The following is a 17,547-nucleotide window of genomic DNA, read 5'->3' on the forward strand; positions in this document are numbered from 1 at the left end:
AATGGTGATGATTTTAGCTATAAAATCAGCTGTCGTCACTGTTTTATGAGAAAGGGTTGTAAAATAACCGTAACATTACTCTGCTCAGTCTTGTTACTTGGAGCTTGTTCAAATGTAATTGGACAAGGTGGGGATGCTAATCAACATCCATATTACAGAAATTAAACATCTTAGGGAGAGAAATTATGAAAAAAAGTATGTTTGGTCGTGAGGAGCAACGTTTTGGTATCCGCAAATATAGTGTTGGGGTTGCTTCTGTTTTAATCGCAAGTGTGCTAGTTATGGGAGGAGGGCAAACTGTTTCTGCTGATGATGTGGTGTCAGCGGATACTATTTCAACGGAGCTAGTAACAGACGTTCAAGAAGAAAGTGAGAATCTATCTGCTATTAGTGAATCTAATGTTCAAGCAGATGTCACAACAGAAGATGAAAATACTGAAGCAGTCACTTCTGATGAAGCTGATGAACAAGCCGTTAGTCAAGTAGCAAATGAAAATCAGCCAGAAGAAACTGCTGATGTTGCGAAAGAAGAGCAAGTAGAAGGAAGTAATGCCACTGAGACATCTGAAGCACGTAAGGTTGAATCAAACGAAAATGAGATTATTAATATAAATGTAGCGCAAGCGAGCAAAAATGTTCAAACAAATCAGGCGTGTGTTTTTAAAGAATCAAAAATTCCTATAACAGCTAATAGCCTACCTAATCAAGGCTATTACACTTATACCAAACAGATGGAAGTCAAAAATACACCGGAAGCTACTGCACCAGTTGCTTTTTATGCCAATGCTGGCGACCGCATTTTTACGACCAAGTTTTGAGCGAAGATGGCTACCAATGGATTTCTTATAAATCTTGTTCAGGTCAACGTCGTTATGCTGCTATTCAGAAATTGACACCAACAGTTGTTCAAAAATTGTCTGGCTCTATTAATATTTAGAATGTTAGTAGCCAAGGTTTTGAAGTTCTTGTGACAAATGTTTCAGATCCTGAAGGTGTAAAAGCGGTAAAAGTTCCAGTCTGGACAGATAAAAATGACCAAGATGATATTATTTGGTATGACGGTGTGAAACAGACTAATGGCGACTACAAAGTTATTGTCAAAACTGCTGAACACAAAGGCGAGACTGGCAATTATAATGTGCAACTCTATTACCTTGAACAAAGTGGGAAAATACAAGGTATCGAGGGTAAAAAGGTTACTGTTCCATAGAAAACAACTGGTGTGCAAAATATTCCAGAACAAGTTTCTTATACCTTTAACGAAGTTGTCGAAGTGAAAAATGAATCTAAAATGTCAGCGCCAACTGAATTTACCTTTGAAAAAGGATTTAAACTTGGTTACTACGATAAGGTTTTAGAAGCTGACAATTACCAATGGATTTCTTATGTTAGTCATGGTGGATTGAGACGTTATGTATTGATTAATTAGAATTGTTAAGTTTAGAGATATTGCTACTACTTGGAAATGATTTTCTAGTGGGAGCATTATTTTAGGGAAGAGAGATGCAAAAGAAGTTTTCAAAAAGGATTACTGTTTTATTTTTAGCTTTGTGCTTTACCATTCTTAGCTATTGTCTTTATCGAAATATTAATAAAGCTATTCAGTCAAGGCAGCAAGAAGTACAGATTCAAGAGAAAAACGAAAAGAAAGTTTATCCTAATTTGGCAAATTAAAGCAATGTGAGTATTCTTGTTTCGATTAAGTAACAGAAGATGATTATTTATTCTGGAAATCAAGTAATATTTAAGACGACCGTTTCGACAGGTGCTAAAGATAGTCCAATGCCGACAGGAAAATTTGCTATTGAAGCTGAACGTGGTGATTTTTTCTACAATGAAGAATCTAGTGAGGGAGCTTATTACTGGGTGTCTTTTAAAGACCATGGAACGTATCTCTTTCACAGTGTGCCAACGGATTATAACGGAAATGAAATTAAAGAAGAAGCTGAAAAATTAGGAATACCTTATTCTCATCGTTGTGTCAGAATATCAAAAGAAGATGCCAAATGGTTTTACAAGAACATCTCTGAGGGAGTTACGGTTAGCATTCATTGATATTGGCAATATAAAATTTTCTAAAATTATAGATCAGCCTTTCAGGAGGTAGAATTAAAACTGACTGTTTTAATTCGGTAACAAGAATCGCTAGAAGATCAAGTTTCTGTAAAAGGACTGATTATTACTCGAGAAAAAACCATCCACTGGATCTAACTCGCTTTCTGATATTCGGGCTCGTGAAAAAACTATCCATTGGATAGTTTTTTTTAATCCAAAAATCCTAAAATAAGAAAGTGAAGAGTGGGCGTGATAACGCATTGTATCAATATTTTAGTTTTTTTGATATAATTATTTTGATATGCAAAAATTGTCTAATGTACGGAATTTTATGGAAAGGAGCCTACTATGTCGGATTATTTAAGTGTCTCGAGTTTGACTAAATACCTTAAATTAAAATTTGATCGTGATCCTTATTTGGAACGGGTTTATTTGACAGGTCAGGTCTCCAATTTTCGTCGTCGTCCAACGCATCAATATTTTTCATTGAAAGATGAAAATGCGGTGATTCAAGCGACGATGTGGGCAGGAATCTTTAAAAAACTTGGTTTTGAGCTGGAAGAAGGCATGAAAGTCAATGTTGTTGGTCGTGTCCAACTTTATGAACCAAGTGGTTCTTATTCGATTATTATTGAAAAAGCTGAGCCAGACGGAATTGGTGCTTTAGCGATTCAGTTTGAACAATTGAAGAAAAAATTAGCAGAATCTGGTTATTTTGATGAGCGACATAAGCGTCAATTACCACAATTTGTTAAGAAAATTGGTGTTGTTACAAGTCCAAGCGGAGCAGTCATTCGTGATATTATCACGACCGTTTCACGACGCTTTCCAGGGGTTGAAATCCTCCTTTTTCCAACAAAAGTTCAAGGTGAAGGTGCTAGTCAGGAAGTGGCTGCAAATATTGCCAAAGCCAATGAGCGAGATGACCTTGACCTTTTGATTATCGGTCGTGGTGGAGGTTCGATTGAGGATCTCTGGGCGTTCAATGAGGAAATCGTTGTTCAAGCTATTTTTGAATCACGTTTGCCAGTTATTTCAAGTGTCGGACATGAAACTGATACGACTTTGGCGGATTATGTGGCTGACCGTAGAGCGGCAACGCCAACAGCAGCCGCTGAATTAGCAACGCCAGTAACGAAAGCTGATATTATTTCTTGGATTGCGGAGCGCCAAAATAGGGCTTATCAAGCTAGTCTGCGCGTGATTAAACAAAAACAAGAACGTTTGGATAAACTCGCAAAATCCGTTATTTTTAGACAACCTGAGCGATTATACGACGGATATGTTCAAAAATTGGACCGCTTGACGACTCAGTTGACGAACACTATGCAAACTCAATTTAATCAGGCTAGTCAACGGCAACAACTGCTAAATCAACGTCTTTTGGCTGTTGACTTAGGAAGTGATATTCGACATTATCAAGAGCGCTTAGAAGCTTTTCAACGCCTTTTAATATCTAGCATGACAAGTCAATATGATAGTAAGTTAGCACGATTTGAAAAGGCACAAGATGCTTTGCTGTCTTTGGATACTAGTCGAATTATTGCCAGAGGCTATGCTATGGTACAAAAAAGCGAAGAAATTATCTCAAGCGTGACAGATGTTACAGTAGGTGACCAATTGACTGTTCGACTAAAAGACGGTCAGCTTGAAGTGGAGGTAAAAGATGCCAAATAAAAAAACATTTGAAGAAAATTTACAAGATTTAGAAGCTATTGTTACCAAACTTGAAAATGGTGATGTCGCTTTGGAAGATGCTATCGCAGAATTTCAAAAAGGCATGGTGTTATCAAAAGAGCTTCAAAAAACGTTAGAATCTGCTGAAAAAACACTTGTCAAAGTGATGCAGGCTGACGGAACAGAAACGGAAATGGATGCCTAATGGATAAATTAAACGAAATCAATCAGGCAATTCGACGTTATTATGCACAATCAGATGTTGTTTCGCCAGATTTAATTGAAGCGATTCTTTATTCTGTGGAGGCAGGCGGAAAACGTATCCGTCCCTTGATTTTCCTAGAAATTCTGGAAAGTTTTGGGATTGAGTTGACAGAAGGTCATTTTGATGTGGCAGCTGCTCTTGAAATGATTCATACAGGTAGTTTGATTCATGATGATTTGCCAGCAATGGACGATGATGATTATCGTCGTGGGCGTTTAACCAACCACAAAAAATTTGATGAAGCAACGGCGATTTTAGCAGGAGATAGCCTCTTTTTAGACCCATTTGGTTTGGTGGCAAATGCTGCGCTATCAGCTGATACCAAAGTTTGTTTGATTGCAGAATTATCACAAGCTTCAGGCACTTATGGCATGGTTGGTGGACAAATGCTTGATATGAAAGGCGAAGAGCGTAAGCTTAATCTTTCAGAATTGCAATTGATTCATGCAAATAAAACAGGGAAATTATTGACTTTTCCAGTTGTGGCGGCAGGAATTGTTGCGAATTTATCAGCTGATGATTTAAAGTCATTGCGCGAAGCAGGTAGCTTGGTTGGGTTAGCTTTCCAAGTTCGTGATGATATTTTAGATGTGACAGCAACATTTGAAGAAATTGGAAAAACGCCGAAAAAAGATTTGCTTGCCGATAAGGTGACTTATCCAAGCTTGCTTGGTTTAGAAAAATCATATGACATTTTGAATCAATCAATCGACCAAGTGCTAGCTATTTTCCAAAAACTTTCGGAAACACAAGCGTTCAATGCAGGAAAAATCACTGAAATGATAGAAAGGTTGCGACTACATGCCTAAGGAAAGAGTTGATGTGCTTGCCTATAAACAAGGGCTTTTTGAAACACGTGAACAAGCAAAACGTGGTGTCATGGCAGGTTTGGTTGTCAATGTGATTAATGGTGAGCGCTATGACAAACCAGGTGAGAAGATTGACGACGGGACGGAGCTAAAGCTCAAAGGTGAAAAATTAAAATACGTTAGCCGTGGTGGGCTGAAATTGGAAAAAGCTTTACAAGTTTTTGAGATTTCTGTTGACGGTCAAACGACAATCGACATCGGTGCTTCAACAGGTGGTTTTACCGATGTAATGCTTCAAAATGGGGCAAAACTTGTCTATGCGGTTGATGTTGGTACCAATCAATTGGTTTGGAAACTTCGTCAGGATGAACGTGTTCGTAGCATGGAGCAGTATAATTTCCGCTATGCTGAATTGGCGGATTTTACAGAAGGTCAACCGACTTTTGCTAGTATCGACGTTAGTTTTATCTCTTTGAATTTGATTTTACCAGCGCTTCACAATATTTTAGCTGATAATGGTCAAGTTGTGGCTCTTATCAAACCACAATTTGAGGCAGGACGTGAGCAGATTGGTAAAAATGGAATTGTTCGTGATAAAGCTGTTCATCAAAAAGTTTTGGAAAATGTGATAGATTTTGCTCTAAATTACGGATTTACGGTTAAAGGGCTTGATTTTTCACCGATTCAAGGTGGACATGGTAACATTGAATTTTTGGTTCATTTGGAAAAATCAACTGATGCTCAAAATTTAGTGACTGCCATGATTTCAGAAATTGTAGAAAAGGCACATAAGGAATTTAAAGATGAAAAAGAGTGAACGTTTAGAATTAATCAAAAAAATTATTGCTGAAAATGCTGTTGAGACACAGCATGATTTGCTAAAATTGCTTGAAGCAGAAGGTTTGACATTAACGCAAGCTACTGTTTCACGTGACATGAATGAAATTGGTATCATCAAAGTACCGTCACCTGAAGGTCCTTATATTTATGGGCTTTCAAAAGATAAAACCAAAAAAGTTGGTCAAGTTTCTGTGCCAATTAAAAGTACTGTTGTTGCGATTTCAGAAGAAACAGCAGGACTTGAAAACATGATTAATCTTGATGTGATTCCAGGAAACAGCCGTTTGATTAAACGCTTCTTGTTGGAAGATTTTAAAGATGTGATTTTCAGTATTATTGCTGATGATGATAGTTTGTTAGTAGTTGCCAAAACAGCTGAAGGAGCAGCAACAATTCGCCAAGAAGTGCTTAAATGGATGAAAGACCGTAACTAAGGGAGGTCACCCAATGCTTTTAGAAATTTCCATTAAAAATTTTGCCATTATCGAAGAAATCTCGCTCACTTTTGAAAATGGTATGACGGTTTTGACAGGGGAAACTGGAGCGGGGAAATCGATTATTATTGATGCCATGAACCTCATGTTGGGGGCGCGGGCTAGTCTTGACGTTATTCGTCATGGGGCTAACAAGGCTGAAATTGAAGGGCTTTTTTCGGTTGGTGAAAATCCTGCGCTCACACAGATTTTGGAAGAAAATGGCATCGATGTGACAGAAGAATTGATTATTCGCCGTGACATTCTGCAAAATGGTCGTTCTATCGGTCGTATCAACGGACAAATGGTGAATCTGTCAACGTTACGTGCCGTTGGGCAGTATCTCGTTGATATTCATGGGCAGCATGACCAAGAAGAATTGATGAAGCCCAATATGCACATTCGGATGTTGGATGAATTTGGTAATGAACAGTTTGCTGATGTCAAAAAACATTATCAAGAGCTTTTTGAAAGCTATCGTCAATTGCGTAAGCGTGTCGTGACCAAGCAAAAAAATGAACAAGAGCATAAAGCGCGTATTGAAATGCTAGAATTTCAGATAGCAGAGATTGAAGCGGCAGCCTTGAAAGCTGGTGAGGACCAAGTGCTCAACCAAAAACGTGATAAATTGCTTAATCATAAAAACATTGCAGATACGTTGACCAATGCTTATGTCATGCTTGATGACGAAGAATTTTCAAGTCTGTCTAACATTCGTTCAGCCATGAATGATTTGATGACGCTCGAAGAATTTGATGCGGACTATAAAGAAATGTCAGCCAACGTTTCAGAAGCTTACTATATCTTAGAAGAAGTCACGAAACACCTAGGTGATGTCATTGATGACCTTGATTTTGATGCGGGAAGCTTGCAACAAATCGAGTTGCGCCTAGAGGTGATTTATAGCATTACACGCAAATATGGCGGTAGTGTTGATGATGTTTTAGAGTATTATGATAATATCACCAAGGAATACAATCTTTTGACTGGAAGTGATGAGTCATCTGATGATATGGAAAAAGCCCTTAAGCGCTTGGAAAAAAGATTGATTGTTGCTGCTGAAAAACTCAGTCAAGAACGTCATTCCTTGGCCAAAGATTTGGAAGCTGAAATCAAGCAAGAATTGGCTGATTTGTACATGGAAAAGGCTGATTTTCAAGTCCAATTCACCAAAGGGAAATTTAATCGTGATGGCAATGAGGCTGTTGAATTTTACATTTCAACAAACCCCGGCGAAGGTTTCAAACCACTCGTTAAAGTTGCGTCTGGCGGTGAAATTTCTCGCTTGATGTTGGCTATTAAATCGGCATTTTCACGTAAAGAGGACAAGACAAGTATCGTCTTTGACGAAGTGGATACTGGTGTATCTGGTCGCGTTGCGCAAGCTATTGCTCAAAAAATCTATAAAATCGGAAGTAACGGACAAGTCTTGGCAATATCGCATTTACCACAAGTGATTGCTATTGCTGATTATCAGTTCTTTATCGAAAAACGCAGTGATGAAAATACGACTGTTTCAACGGTTCGCTTGTTGACCGAAGAAGAACGGGTGGAAGAAATTGCTAAAATGCTTGCTGGTAGCGATATTACCGAAATGGCGCGCGAACAAGCTCGCGAACTTTTGAAGAAATAAAATTGAAGCCACAAGGCTTCTTTTTTGCGCAATTAGACTTTCTCTGATAAAATCTCCCCTAAGTTTTAAAAATTTGGTATAATTAATTTTAGAATAAAATTTAGATATAAGTATTGAAAGTATGATAGGATAGAAAATGAGTAAAATTAAAATTGTTACGGATTCCTCTTTAACTATTGAACCTGAGTTGGTTGAAAAATATGACATTACCATTATCCCGTTATCGGTCATGATTGATGGTGTCGTGTATTCAGATAGTGATTTGAAAGAAGAAGGAAAATTCCTTAACATGATGCGAAACAGTAAGGAATTGCCAAAAACAAGTCAGCCGCCAGTAGGCGTTTTTGCAGAAGTTTATGAAAGCTTGATGAAAAATGGTGCTGAGCATATTGTTTCCATTCATATCACACATACACTTTCAGGGACAGTTGAAGCAGCACGTCAAGGGGCTAATTTAGCAGGTGCTGACGTTACCGTTATTGACTCGACTTTTACAGACCAATGTCAAAAATTCCAAGTTGTTCAAGCTGCAAAATTGGCTCAAGAAGGTGGTAGCTTACAAGAAGTTATTGCTAAAGTTGAAGAAGTTCGTCAAAAGTCTGAACTTTATATTGGTGTGTCAACGCTTGAAAATTTGGTAAAAGGTGGACGTATCGGACGTGTGACTGGTCTTATTAGCTCACTTCTTAACATTAAAGTTGTTATGGAAATGGTTGATTGTGAATTAAATCCAATTATTAAAGGACGTGGTCTAAAAACGTTCAATAAGTGGCTAGACAATTTTATTGAATACGCTAAAGGTAAAAAAGTAGCAGAAATCGGTATTTCTTACTGTGGTACGGCTGATATGGCAAATGAATTTAAGGAAAAGTTACAAGTGTTAGGAGCTCCGATTGCTGTTCTTGAAACAGGTTCAATTATCCAAACACATACTGGTGAAAACGCCTTTGCGGTAATGGTACGTTATGAGTAAGAAAAAGAATATTTTAACTGGGTTTGCTTTCTTTTTAGCAAGCCTTCTTCTGTTTATTGTTATTTTTAGTGTGCTGATTCCAAAATCTGATACGGAGCTAACAAAGAAAGATTTTTTGGCGCAAGAAGCGACACCGTTTAATTATGTGGCGATTGGTGATTCGTTGACGGAAGGAGTTGGTGACACTACTAACCAAGGTGGCTTTGTTCCTTTGCTAGCGCAGAGTTTAACGGATACCTATGATTATCAAGTTACCGCTAGTAATTACGGTGTTTCTGGAAATACCAGCAAGCAAATCTTGCAGCGGATGCAAGAAAAGACAGACATTCAAAAATCGCTGGCTAAGGCAGATATGATGACATTAACCGTTGGTGGAAATGATGTCATGGCAGTTATTCGAAAGAATTTAACGAGTTTATCTGGGTCATCTTTTACCAAACCTGCCAAATCTTATCAGAAACGCTTGCGTCAGATCATTGAATTAGCGCGTGCAGAGAATGAAGATTTGCCAATTTATGTTTTGGGTATTTACAATCCGTTTTACCTCAATTTCCCTGATATGACGGAAATGCAAGAAATCGTTGATAATTGGAATGACGCTACTGAAATTGTCACCGAAGAGTATGATAATGTCTATTTTGTGCCTATCAACGATGAGTTATATAAGAGAATTAATGGTGAAGAAGGAATTGTTTCAACTTCTGGTGACCAGACAACCGTGATTAACGATGCACTTTTTAGTGGTGACCATTTTCACCCAAATAATATTGGTTACCAAATCATGTCAGATGTAACAATGGAGAAAATCAGTGAAACTAAAGAAGAATGGAAAGAAGATTAATTGGTGGAAATGGGGATTTCTCCTCATTTTGGCTATAAATATTGCGTTTGTTGGCGTTGTTGCTAGTCGTTTGATTCAAGTGAGGGAACCAGCGGCTGAGAACGTTAGTTCTAAACAAACGGATAGTGTTAAGGTTGGGACTTTTTCAACAAATCGTGAGCAATTAAACGAAACTGTTGCTGCTTATTTGGAAGATTATCAGACAGACCAGATGTCTTATACCGTTTATGCCACATCATCAGCGATTATGTTTGAAGGGACATACACACTTTTAGGCTATAAAGTGCCGCTTTATATTTATTTTCAACCTAGCTGTCTTGATTCTGGGGCAGTTCAGCTAAAAATTACATCATTTTCAGTTGGCACACTTTCCTTGCCTGAATCAGAGGTTTTGAAATACATTAAATCAAGTTATAAATTGCCAAGTTTTGTCGAAGTTTTACCAGACGAGTCAGCGATCAATATTAATATTCAAAATTTGGAGAACGATGCAGACATTTATTTGGAAGCGACAACTATCGATCTTGTCGGAGACCAATTTAACTTTGATATTTACAAGAAAAACGACTAAGAAAACGTTTAATACTTGACCTAAAAAGTATTTTTGGGTATCATAGAACGTGTTAAAGTGTTAACGCTTAGAAATTAATTGGAGGATTTGTTAAATGGCTAACAAACAAGATTTAATCGCTAAAGTTGCAGAATCAACTGAGCTTACTAAAAAAGATTCAGCAGCAGCTGTAGATGCAGTATTTTCAGCAATCGAAAGCTTCCTTTCTGAAGGCGAAAAAGTTCAATTAATCGGTTTTGGTAACTTTGAAGTTCGCGAACGCGCAGCTCGTAAAGGTCGTAACCCACAAACTGGTGAAGAAATTGAAATTGCAGCTTCAAAAGTACCTGCATTCAAAGCTGGTAAAGCACTTAAAGACGCTGTAAAATAATTTACATTTAAAAGTCCATCATATTGCGCTTTATAGCCTGATTGATGGGTTTTTTATTATGTTATGGACACTCTTGGGAACAAATATTTTTAGAAACTTGTTAGATGGTTTGTGATATAATTAAGCTATGAAAGTTAGTTTATTAGCTATCAAAATCAACAGAGAAAAATCAGAAGAGAGTGTACTATGGATAAATCCCTTTTAATCGTTGTCATTTTTTTAGGCGTTTTTTCAATTTTGAAAGTTATCATGTTTATCGCTTATAGCTTTGTGATGAAACCTAAAGTAGATGAAAACGGCAAGGTCATTGAACAAGGAAAAACAGAAAAGACAGAGGAAGAAACCGAGGAAGCTCATCAAAAAGAAGATGATGACTTCTGGGATGATTGGTGATAAGAAAGTCTTTTTTTGATACTTTCCTTAGGTGGTGCCGTCGGCAGGTTCAACAGTCCAGTGGACTGTTGAAGAAATCCAAGGAATTCCTAAGAGTCGCAGTGGTTGACTGGCAGTTCTTATTTTGCTTCGCAAAATTGCGACCAACCTAGTCAACTGTGCGGGGGGCGGTACAACGAACTATGAATATTGGGGTTCTGTACTACTCCCTCAAAACTTCCGGGTGGCTAGTTTTATTGATGTTGCAGCCACTTTCACCACGGCGGTAAGTATCGTTTTGCTGCTCGCTTTGCTCGCAAATAATCCTAAGATTGAACAAAGACAATAATTCTTTATAACTTACTTTATTAAAAAGTAGGTTTTGCCTACATTTTGGTAGTTGTCCGTTGGCTGCTTTTTTTACTTGTCTAGAAATAGAAAAGTGAGTAGTGTCCATTGGGCACTTTTTTACTCGGTCATAGTTAAGATGTTGGGTCAATTTTATGGGAGTTTTTATCATGAGTGTTAAAAAATTAAAATTCAAGAATATAAGAAGAATATTAAAGAAGAATTTTTCTTAAATAATATAAAAATACACTGAATGTTAGATATTGCTGATGAAAAAGTTAAAAACTAACATGATTTGATAGATATTTTTTGACTATAAATACATAACAAAATTTTTTTGGTGAGAATTTATAATATAGAATACTTGATATTATGGGTTTTTTAGGAAATTTGTGATAAATGATGTCAGAAAAAACTAACTTGATAAAGTCTAAAATTCCTTATATGATGGAATACATGGGTAAAAAAATAGAAAAAACTTTTTTTGGACAACCTAAAGCTTTGTTTACATTATTCCAAACAGAACTTTGGGAAAGATTCTCGTATTATGGCATGCGTGCCATTTTGATTTATTATTTGTATGCATCTGTTACCGCGCCTAATCCAGGTTTAGGACTTCCTAAAACTCAAGCAATGGCTATCGTTAGTATTTACGGTGCACTTGTATATCTTTCAGGAATTATCGGTGGATGGTTTGCAGACCGTATTCTCGGGGCTTCTCAAACAATTTTCATCGGTGGTATTTTTATCACTTTAGGACATATTGTTCTGGCTATTCCGTTTGGTTTAACATCTCTTTTTATTTCTCTTTTTTTAATTATTCTGGGAACAGGGATGTTAAAATCCAATATTTCAAACATGGTTGGTCACTTATATGCAGCAGATGACCCACGTCGTGATACAGGATTTAATATATTTGTCGTTGGAATTAACATTGGTTCATTACTTGCTCCTATTGTAGTAGGGACAGTTGGTGAAAGCATCAATTATCACCTAGGTTTCTCGCTTGCTGCAATCGGAATGATTTTTGCTTTGTTTATTTATTGGTTTGGACGCATGAAACAATTCCCAGAATTGGGAAATAAACCGTCTAACCCATTAAGTCAAGAAGAAAAACAAAGCTTGTTAGTGAAGTTGGGTGTTGCTTTAGTCATTATCCTTATTGCTGGATTCTTCGTTTATCGTTTAAATCCATCAAACTTTGTTAATAATATCATCAATATTCTTTCATGGGCAGGTATTGTCATTCCATTTATTTACTTTGTGACAATGTTTACCTCAAATAAAGTTTCAAGTACTGAACGTAAACAATTGTTGGCATATCTTCCATTGTTCTTATCTTCGATTGTTTTTTGGTTAGTCGAAGAACAAAGTTCAACAGTTATTGCGGTTTGGGGTGAAACACGTTCAAACCTTAATCCAACTATTTTAGGCGTCACTATTCATATTGACCCTTCTTGGTATCAATTGCTTAATCCATTATTCATCGTTGTATTAACACCTGTTTTTGTATGGATTTGGAATAAAATGGGTGATCGTCAACCGTCTGTAGTTACAAAATTTGGATTGGGTCTATTGTTAACTGGAATTTCATACCTTATTATGGCTGTGCCAGGTATTTTATACGGTACACATGGTCGCGTGAGCTTCATGTGGTTAGTAGTGATGTTCGCAATTCAAATGTCTGGTGAATTGTTAATTTCTCCAGTAGGTCTATCTGTTTCAACTCGCCTTGCACCGCTTGCTTTCCAATCACAAATGGTTGCTCTTTGGTTCTTGGCAGATTCAACATCACAAGCAGTAAATGCCTTGATTACACCATCTTTCAATAAAGGAACAGAAGTAGCATTTTTTGGTATTTTAGGCTTAATCTGTATTGGCATTGGTGTGGTATTATTCCTTGTCAAAAAACCAATCTTGAATTTAATGCGTAATGACTAAATAGGAAATAGCTTATTATCAAAACTCATATCTTTCTGAGGTGAAAAATAATAGAAAGAAAAAAGCATCTGAGACATTGTCTCAGATGCTTTTTGGCCTTTGTGATAGTTAATCAATATATTTTAATTTGCCACAGAAATCTTCAAGGCTTTTGTAGCCTTTTTCTTCCATAATGGCTTTTAGTTCATTCGTAATACGTTCAAAGACTGCTGGACCTTCTTGGTGTAAAATTGTCCCTAGTTGAACCATGCTAGCGCCACTCAAGATGTGCTCGAAAGCATCACGCCCTGTTTTGACACCGCCTGTTCCGATGATTTGGATAGATGGTTTAAGGCGTTGGTAAAAAGCGTGGACATTAGCAAGCGCTGTAGGTTTAATATAGTCGCCACCGATACCGCCAAAGCCATTTTTAGGTTTGATAAGTACGGTTTCATCTTCGATAATCAAACCATTTCCGATAGAATTGATACAATTCACAAAAGTGAGTGGAAATTGATTAAAAATCGCAGCTGCTCGGTCAAAATGAGCGATATCGAAGTAAGGTGGCAATTTCACACCAAGTGGCTTAGTGAAATAGGTAAAAATATCCCTTAAAAGTGTCTCTGTTGTTTCAAAATCATAGGCAATTTGAGGTTTACCTGGAACGTTTGGACAAGAGAGGTTTAATTCCACCAATCCTTGGTAGTCAGAATCTTGGACGGCTTTAAGAATGGTGTGTGTTTCTTCTTCTGACATGCCAACAAGTGATAAGAAATGATGTTTGCTATTTGGTGTATTTTGGAGCTCTGTAACGTAGTCAAGATAATATTGAAAACCGTTATTTGGTAAGCCCATTGAGTTAATTGAGCCAAGGCTAGTGTCTGCGTAACGTGGTTCAGGATTACCAGCGCGTGCTGTCAATGTCCCTGTTTTTGTAACGAAAGAACCAGCTGCAGAGGCATCAATTTCTACCAATTCTTCACGTGTCATGCAATAAACGCCAGCGGCATTCATGAAACAGTTGTCAAAATCGAAAGCACCAATTTTTGTTGCTGTTGAAACCATAAAGTCCTCCAAGAATAGTGTAGTAGCTAGAAAGATATTTTTAAGCCACCTTTATTTTACTATTTAGTTAGAAGGAAAGCAAGTTATTTCCGAACGTTTTAGTTTGAATTCATATCAATGACTGGTTTTACTGTAAATTTTCGGTCTTTTATTACTTGTAAAGCCTCTTTTGTTTGTTCAAATGGGAATGTTTGGCTAACAAGGTTTTTTACTTTTTGCTCTTGAGCAAGGTCAAAGAGCTCTTCGATCATTGTTGCAAGATCTTGGGCTTGTTGAGGATTGTGTGATAAATGAGCGCCGCCAAGATTTAAGACGTCAATGCTTAAGGCGCGGCTAAATAAGTCACTTGGATTGTTAATGCGTGGTGGTGAAACAACCGTAATCAGACTGCCATTATAAGCTAATCGTTTCAAATCTTCGGTTGATTCGTCTTTACCAATGGTATTGATAAATCATGTCAACACCCAGTTCGTCAGTGGGTGCGGCAATTCGCCTACTAACATTTTCTGTCTTGTAATCAATCACGATATCTGCACCGAACAATTTGACAAAATCAACCTTAGCAGTTGAAGCTGTGGTATAAACCGTCAAGCCAGCCATTTTGGCTAATTGGTAAGCAGGGACACTGGCAAATTCAGCTAGGCAACCTTGTTTGGTTAAATTGCCATGCCCAGCCACACGGCCACCGATTTGAAATTGAGTGACATGCTCACCAAGTTCAACAATTTCTCCTACAATATCCATACCGATGATATGCGGAAATGTCCAAGCATCAACACCGGTTTCGATAACCTTGAAATCGACAGGAGTAAGCCCAACAGCGGTCATTTTGACGAGAACGTCGTTTGCTGCAATCTTAGGTTTTGGAATATCTATTATTGCTAAATCAGAAATCGCTCGTTGTGAGCTGTCTGTAAGTGCAAAAACTTTTATTACTACCTCCAAAAAAATTGTATATACAAGAATTGTAGCACAAATTCCTTATTTTGGATAAAATCCAGTATTTCCTTGAAAAAGAGTGGTAAAAGTGCTATATTTTATTTATAAAACAATTGAGCAATTGTTCAAATATTTTATAAATTGATATAGGAGTAATTTTAGATGATAGAAGATAGCCAAACACAACAGTTGCTTGAGGGAGAGTTATTGGAAAATGTTTCAGATTTTTTCAAGGCTTTGGGAAATGGGACACGTTTACAAATCATTTGGTGTCTAAGTCGGGGTGAATTAAAATCTAGTGAGCTAGCAGCTATTTTGCAAATGAGCCCGTCAGCTATTTCACACCAATTGACCTTGTTGAAAAATCTGAAAATTGTATCTGTACGACGTGAAGGAAAAAATCAGATTTATGCTTTGGCTGACAAGCATATCAGTCAGGTTTTAGATTCCGTCGTGGAGCATTATGAGGAGGACTGACAATGTCAGAAAAAAACAAAAAATCCCTTAGACGGATTTTACTAGCGACTTTAGGATTTTTGCTAGTTTTTGGAGTGGTAAAGGCAACACAACCATCTTTACCAGTACAGGCTGCACTTTACGTCATACCATATCTTATTGCTGGATATGATGTTTTAAGAAAAGCGGTGCTGAAAATCAGTAAAGGAAAAGTTTTCAGCGAACACTTTTTGATGACGATAGCAACGTTAGGAGCATTTGTCTTGAGTTTTATGACAAAGGAATCTGAGTTTGCGGAAGCTGTTTTTGTCATGATATTTTACCAAGTTGGTGAATTATTTGAACATATTGCAGAAGGTAGCAGCGAAAAATCAATTGCAGAATTGTTAAATTTACGCCCAGACCTTGTTCACTTAGAAAAAGGCGATGAGGTAGTTGATGTTGACCCACAAGAAGTGCAAGAAGGGCAAGTCATTTCTATCCATCCTGGAGAAAAAGTGGCCATAGACGGTATTTTGATTGCTGGTGAATCCTCTGTTGATACAGCAGCTTTGACAGGTGAAAGCTTACCACAAACGCTTCAAGTTAGTGATCAAGTTCTTTCAGGAATGATTAACATGACAGGGGTTATTCGTGTTAAAGTTTTGCATTCTGTAAAGGATTCAACGTTAAGCAAGATTCTGGATTTACTGGAAAATTCTGCTGCTAACAAGTCAAAAAGTGAGCATTTTATGACAAAATTTGCGGCTGTTTATACGCCAACTGTGGTGATTGCAGCGGTGATTTTGGCTGTTTTGCCACCTCTCGTTTCTGGTGATTTTGCTGGGAATTTTCCAGAATGGTTTAGCCGTGCATTGACTTTCCTTGTGATTTCGTGTCCGTGTGCGCTTGTGATTTCAATTCCTTTGAGCTTTTTTGGAGGATTGGGAGCTTGTTCAAAAGCAGGTGTATTGGTTAAAGGGTCTAATTATTTGGAAAGTCTAGCTTCGCTTGAGAGTTTGTTTTTTGATAAAACTGGAACTTTGACAGAAGGTGTTTTTGAAGTAACGGCGCTTCATCCCAATGATATTACGGATGAGCAGTTGTTACATTTAGCTAGTCATGTGGAACGTTTTTCAACTCACCCAATTGCCCAATCGCTTCGCGAAGCTTATGAAAAAGAAGCAGATGATTGTTCCATTACAGACGTGACAGAAAAGTCAGGATATGGTGTCAGCGCTATTATTAACGGACATAATATTGCTGTTGGAAATACCAAATTCATGGATAGCCTAGGGGCAAAATGGAAGGCTTGTAGCAAAGTTGGAACAATCGTTCATGTTGCTATTGACGGAGCGTACGCAGGGCACATTGTGATTTCTGATTGCATCAAGTCAGACACCAAGGAAGCCTTGGAACAATTTAAACAAGCTGGCGTTAAGCATCTGGTGATGTTGACAGGAGACCGCCGTGAAGTTGCTGAAAAAATCGCTGATGATTTGGGCATCACAGACTATCAAGCGGAGCTATTGCCAACAGATAAGGTTAATGAACTTGAAAAATATCTTGCTAAAAAATCACAACGTACCACAGTTGGCTTTGTCGGTGACGGTATCAATGATGCACCAGTTTTAGCCAGAGCTGATGTTGGAATTGCCATGGGTGCTCTAGGAAGTGATGTTGCCATTGAAGCGGCAGATGTGGTTGTCATGAATGATCAATTGTCAAAGATTGCCAAAGCAATTAAGATTGCTCGCAAGACCATTTGCGTTGCTCATGAAAACATCATATTCTCAATTGGTATCAAAGTTCTAGTATTATTACTAGCGAGCCTCGGAATGGCGAATATGTGGCTAGCAATTTTTGCAGATGTGGGAGTAGCGATTCTCGCAACCTTGAATGCCATGCGTACCATGACATTGACATAAAAAATAATTTGATTTATAATAGCATCAATCATA

Annotated in this window: 19 protein-coding genes and 2 pseudogenes; 18 read left to right on the forward strand and 3 right to left on the reverse strand. The window is 37.6% G+C overall.

Going from position 1 to position 17,547, the window contains the following annotated elements; genetic code table 11:
• Nucleotides 1–197: 197 nt before the first annotated feature.
• The 16 genes and pseudogenes from SMA_RS11875 (at nucleotide 198) to SMA_RS03200 (ending at nucleotide 13,168) form a co-directional block, all read left to right on the forward strand.
• A pseudogene (locus SMA_RS11875) lies at nucleotides 198–937 on the forward strand (SH3 domain-containing protein).
• Nucleotides 938–967: 30 nt separating this feature from the next.
• Complete coding sequence (locus tag SMA_RS11885; RefSeq protein WP_014294177.1) at nucleotides 968–1,210, forward strand: GBS Bsp-like repeat-containing protein; 243 nt, start codon at nucleotides 968–970, stop codon at nucleotides 1,208–1,210.
• 12 nt (nucleotides 1,211–1,222) lie between these two features.
• A complete protein-coding gene (locus SMA_RS11890) occupies nucleotides 1,223–1,429 on the forward strand; it encodes an SH3 domain-containing protein (RefSeq protein ID WP_014294178.1) in 207 nt (68 codons plus the stop codon).
• Nucleotides 1,430–1,503: 74 nt separating this feature from the next.
• Nucleotides 1,504–2,055: pseudogene (locus SMA_RS03140) on the forward strand (L,D-transpeptidase).
• A 348-nt stretch (nucleotides 2,056–2,403) separates the two neighbouring features.
• Nucleotides 2,404–3,732, forward strand: coding sequence for an exodeoxyribonuclease VII large subunit (gene xseA, locus SMA_RS03145; RefSeq protein ID WP_014294179.1), 1,329 nt, complete (start codon nucleotides 2,404–2,406; stop codon nucleotides 3,730–3,732).
• The gene (locus SMA_RS03150) at nucleotides 3,722–3,937 is read left to right on the forward strand and encodes an exodeoxyribonuclease VII small subunit (protein WP_003063737.1); all 216 of its coding nucleotides are present in this window, start codon (nucleotides 3,722–3,724) and stop codon (nucleotides 3,935–3,937) included. The genes xseA and SMA_RS03150 overlap by 11 nt, the downstream gene beginning before the upstream one ends.
• Nucleotides 3,937–4,806: a polyprenyl synthetase family protein gene (locus SMA_RS03155; protein WP_014294180.1), complete on the forward strand. Its 870-nt coding sequence runs from the start codon at nucleotides 3,937–3,939 to the stop codon at nucleotides 4,804–4,806. Before SMA_RS03150 ends, SMA_RS03155 begins: the two co-directional genes overlap by 1 nt.
• Nucleotides 4,799–5,623 (forward strand): TlyA family RNA methyltransferase, encoded by an 825-nt coding sequence (locus tag SMA_RS03160; protein ID WP_014294181.1) that lies wholly within the window; start codon nucleotides 4,799–4,801, stop codon nucleotides 5,621–5,623. Before SMA_RS03155 ends, SMA_RS03160 begins: the two co-directional genes overlap by 8 nt.
• Nucleotides 5,610–6,080: an arginine repressor gene (locus tag SMA_RS03165; protein ID WP_014294182.1), complete on the forward strand. Its 471-nt coding sequence runs from the start codon at nucleotides 5,610–5,612 to the stop codon at nucleotides 6,078–6,080. The genes SMA_RS03160 and SMA_RS03165 overlap by 14 nt, the downstream gene beginning before the upstream one ends.
• A gap of 13 nt (nucleotides 6,081–6,093) precedes the next feature.
• On the forward strand, nucleotides 6,094–7,752 hold the full coding sequence (recN, locus tag SMA_RS03170; protein ID WP_014294183.1) for a DNA repair protein RecN: 1,659 nt from the start codon (nucleotides 6,094–6,096) through the stop codon (nucleotides 7,750–7,752).
• Nucleotides 7,753–7,888: 136 nt separating this feature from the next.
• Nucleotides 7,889–8,725 carry a fatty acid kinase binding subunit FakB gene (gene fakB, locus SMA_RS03175; protein ID WP_014294184.1) on the forward strand — a complete coding sequence of 279 codons (837 nt, stop codon included), beginning with the start codon at nucleotides 7,889–7,891 and terminating at the stop codon, nucleotides 8,723–8,725.
• On the forward strand, nucleotides 8,718–9,566 hold the full coding sequence (locus SMA_RS03180) for an SGNH/GDSL hydrolase family protein (protein ID WP_014294185.1): 849 nt from the start codon (nucleotides 8,718–8,720) through the stop codon (nucleotides 9,564–9,566). The genes fakB and SMA_RS03180 overlap by 8 nt, the downstream gene beginning before the upstream one ends.
• Complete coding sequence (locus SMA_RS03185) at nucleotides 9,535–10,137, forward strand: YpmS family protein (protein ID WP_014294186.1); 603 nt, start codon at nucleotides 9,535–9,537, stop codon at nucleotides 10,135–10,137. The genes SMA_RS03180 and SMA_RS03185 overlap by 32 nt, the downstream gene beginning before the upstream one ends.
• A gap of 94 nt (nucleotides 10,138–10,231) precedes the next feature.
• Nucleotides 10,232–10,507, forward strand: a complete 276-nt coding sequence (gene hbs / locus SMA_RS03190) for a non-specific DNA-binding protein Hbs (protein WP_014294187.1) — start codon at nucleotides 10,232–10,234, stop codon at nucleotides 10,505–10,507.
• A gap of 186 nt (nucleotides 10,508–10,693) precedes the next feature.
• Nucleotides 10,694–10,900, forward strand: coding sequence for a hypothetical protein (locus SMA_RS03195; protein ID WP_014294188.1), 207 nt, complete (start codon nucleotides 10,694–10,696; stop codon nucleotides 10,898–10,900).
• A 783-nt stretch (nucleotides 10,901–11,683) separates the two neighbouring features.
• Entirely contained in the window at nucleotides 11,684–13,168 is a 1,485-nt protein-coding gene (locus tag SMA_RS03200) for a peptide MFS transporter (RefSeq protein WP_081498601.1), read from the forward strand.
• A 108-nt stretch (nucleotides 13,169–13,276) separates the two neighbouring features.
• Here the strand turns inward: SMA_RS03200 and SMA_RS03205 are convergent, their stop codons facing one another.
• The 3 genes from SMA_RS03205 to SMA_RS11900 all read right to left on the reverse strand — a co-directional run bounded on the left by SMA_RS03205 (nucleotide 13,277) and on the right by SMA_RS11900 (nucleotide 15,157).
• Nucleotides 13,277–14,212: a dihydroorotate oxidase gene (locus tag SMA_RS03205; protein ID WP_014294191.1), complete on the reverse strand. Its 936-nt coding sequence runs from the start codon at nucleotides 14,210–14,212 to the stop codon at nucleotides 13,277–13,279.
• Between the two features lie 98 nt (nucleotides 14,213–14,310).
• On the reverse strand, nucleotides 14,311–14,625 hold the full coding sequence (locus SMA_RS11895; protein WP_223246243.1) for a zinc-binding dehydrogenase: 315 nt from the start codon (nucleotides 14,623–14,625) through the stop codon (nucleotides 14,311–14,313).
• A 19-nt stretch (nucleotides 14,626–14,644) separates the two neighbouring features.
• Nucleotides 14,645–15,157: an alcohol dehydrogenase catalytic domain-containing protein gene (locus SMA_RS11900; protein ID WP_230937529.1), complete on the reverse strand. Its 513-nt coding sequence runs from the start codon at nucleotides 15,155–15,157 to the stop codon at nucleotides 14,645–14,647.
• A 156-nt stretch (nucleotides 15,158–15,313) separates the two neighbouring features.
• On the opposite strand from SMA_RS11900, the gene SMA_RS03215 reads away from it, so the two are divergent.
• Nucleotides 15,314–15,628, forward strand: coding sequence for an ArsR/SmtB family transcription factor (locus SMA_RS03215; protein ID WP_014294192.1), 315 nt, complete (start codon nucleotides 15,314–15,316; stop codon nucleotides 15,626–15,628).
• Between the two features lie 2 nt (nucleotides 15,629–15,630).
• Complete coding sequence (locus tag SMA_RS03220; RefSeq protein ID WP_014294193.1) at nucleotides 15,631–17,514, forward strand: heavy metal translocating P-type ATPase; 1,884 nt, start codon at nucleotides 15,631–15,633, stop codon at nucleotides 17,512–17,514.
• The last annotated feature ends 33 nt before the right edge of the window (nucleotides 17,515–17,547 follow it).

Origin of the sequence: Streptococcus macedonicus ACA-DC 198 (assembly GCA_000283635.1) — a bacterium.
Lineage (GTDB): Bacteria > Bacillota > Bacilli > Lactobacillales > Streptococcaceae > Streptococcus > Streptococcus macedonicus.

Bases quoted from the DNA above. Each gene is read 5' to 3' on its own strand.
- xseA (WP_014294179.1), top strand. From the start codon at position 2,404: ATGTCGGATTATTTAAGTGTCTCGAGTTTGACTAAATACCTTAAATTA.
- SMA_RS03150 (WP_003063737.1), top strand. From the start codon at position 3,722: ATGCCAAATAAAAAAACATTTGAAGAAAATTTACAAGATTTAGAAGCT.
- SMA_RS03155 (WP_014294180.1), top strand. From the start codon at position 3,937: ATGGATAAATTAAACGAAATCAATCAGGCAATTCGACGTTATTATGCA.
- SMA_RS03160 (WP_014294181.1), top strand. From the start codon at position 4,799: ATGCCTAAGGAAAGAGTTGATGTGCTTGCCTATAAACAAGGGCTTTTT.
- SMA_RS03165 (WP_014294182.1), top strand. From the start codon at position 5,610: ATGAAAAAGAGTGAACGTTTAGAATTAATCAAAAAAATTATTGCTGAA.
- recN (WP_014294183.1), top strand. From the start codon at position 6,094: ATGCTTTTAGAAATTTCCATTAAAAATTTTGCCATTATCGAAGAAATC.
- fakB (WP_014294184.1), top strand. From the start codon at position 7,889: ATGAGTAAAATTAAAATTGTTACGGATTCCTCTTTAACTATTGAACCT.
- SMA_RS03180 (WP_014294185.1), top strand. From the start codon at position 8,718: ATGAGTAAGAAAAAGAATATTTTAACTGGGTTTGCTTTCTTTTTAGCA.
- hbs (WP_014294187.1), top strand. From the start codon at position 10,232: ATGGCTAACAAACAAGATTTAATCGCTAAAGTTGCAGAATCAACTGAG.
- SMA_RS03195 (WP_014294188.1), top strand. From the start codon at position 10,694: ATGGATAAATCCCTTTTAATCGTTGTCATTTTTTTAGGCGTTTTTTCA.
- SMA_RS03200 (WP_081498601.1), top strand. From the start codon at position 11,684: ATGGGTAAAAAAATAGAAAAAACTTTTTTTGGACAACCTAAAGCTTTG.
- SMA_RS03205 (WP_014294191.1), bottom strand. From the start codon at position 14,212: ATGGTTTCAACAGCAACAAAAATTGGTGCTTTCGATTTTGACAACTGT.
- SMA_RS03215 (WP_014294192.1), top strand. From the start codon at position 15,314: ATGATAGAAGATAGCCAAACACAACAGTTGCTTGAGGGAGAGTTATTG.
- SMA_RS03220 (WP_014294193.1), top strand. From the start codon at position 15,631: ATGTCAGAAAAAAACAAAAAATCCCTTAGACGGATTTTACTAGCGACT.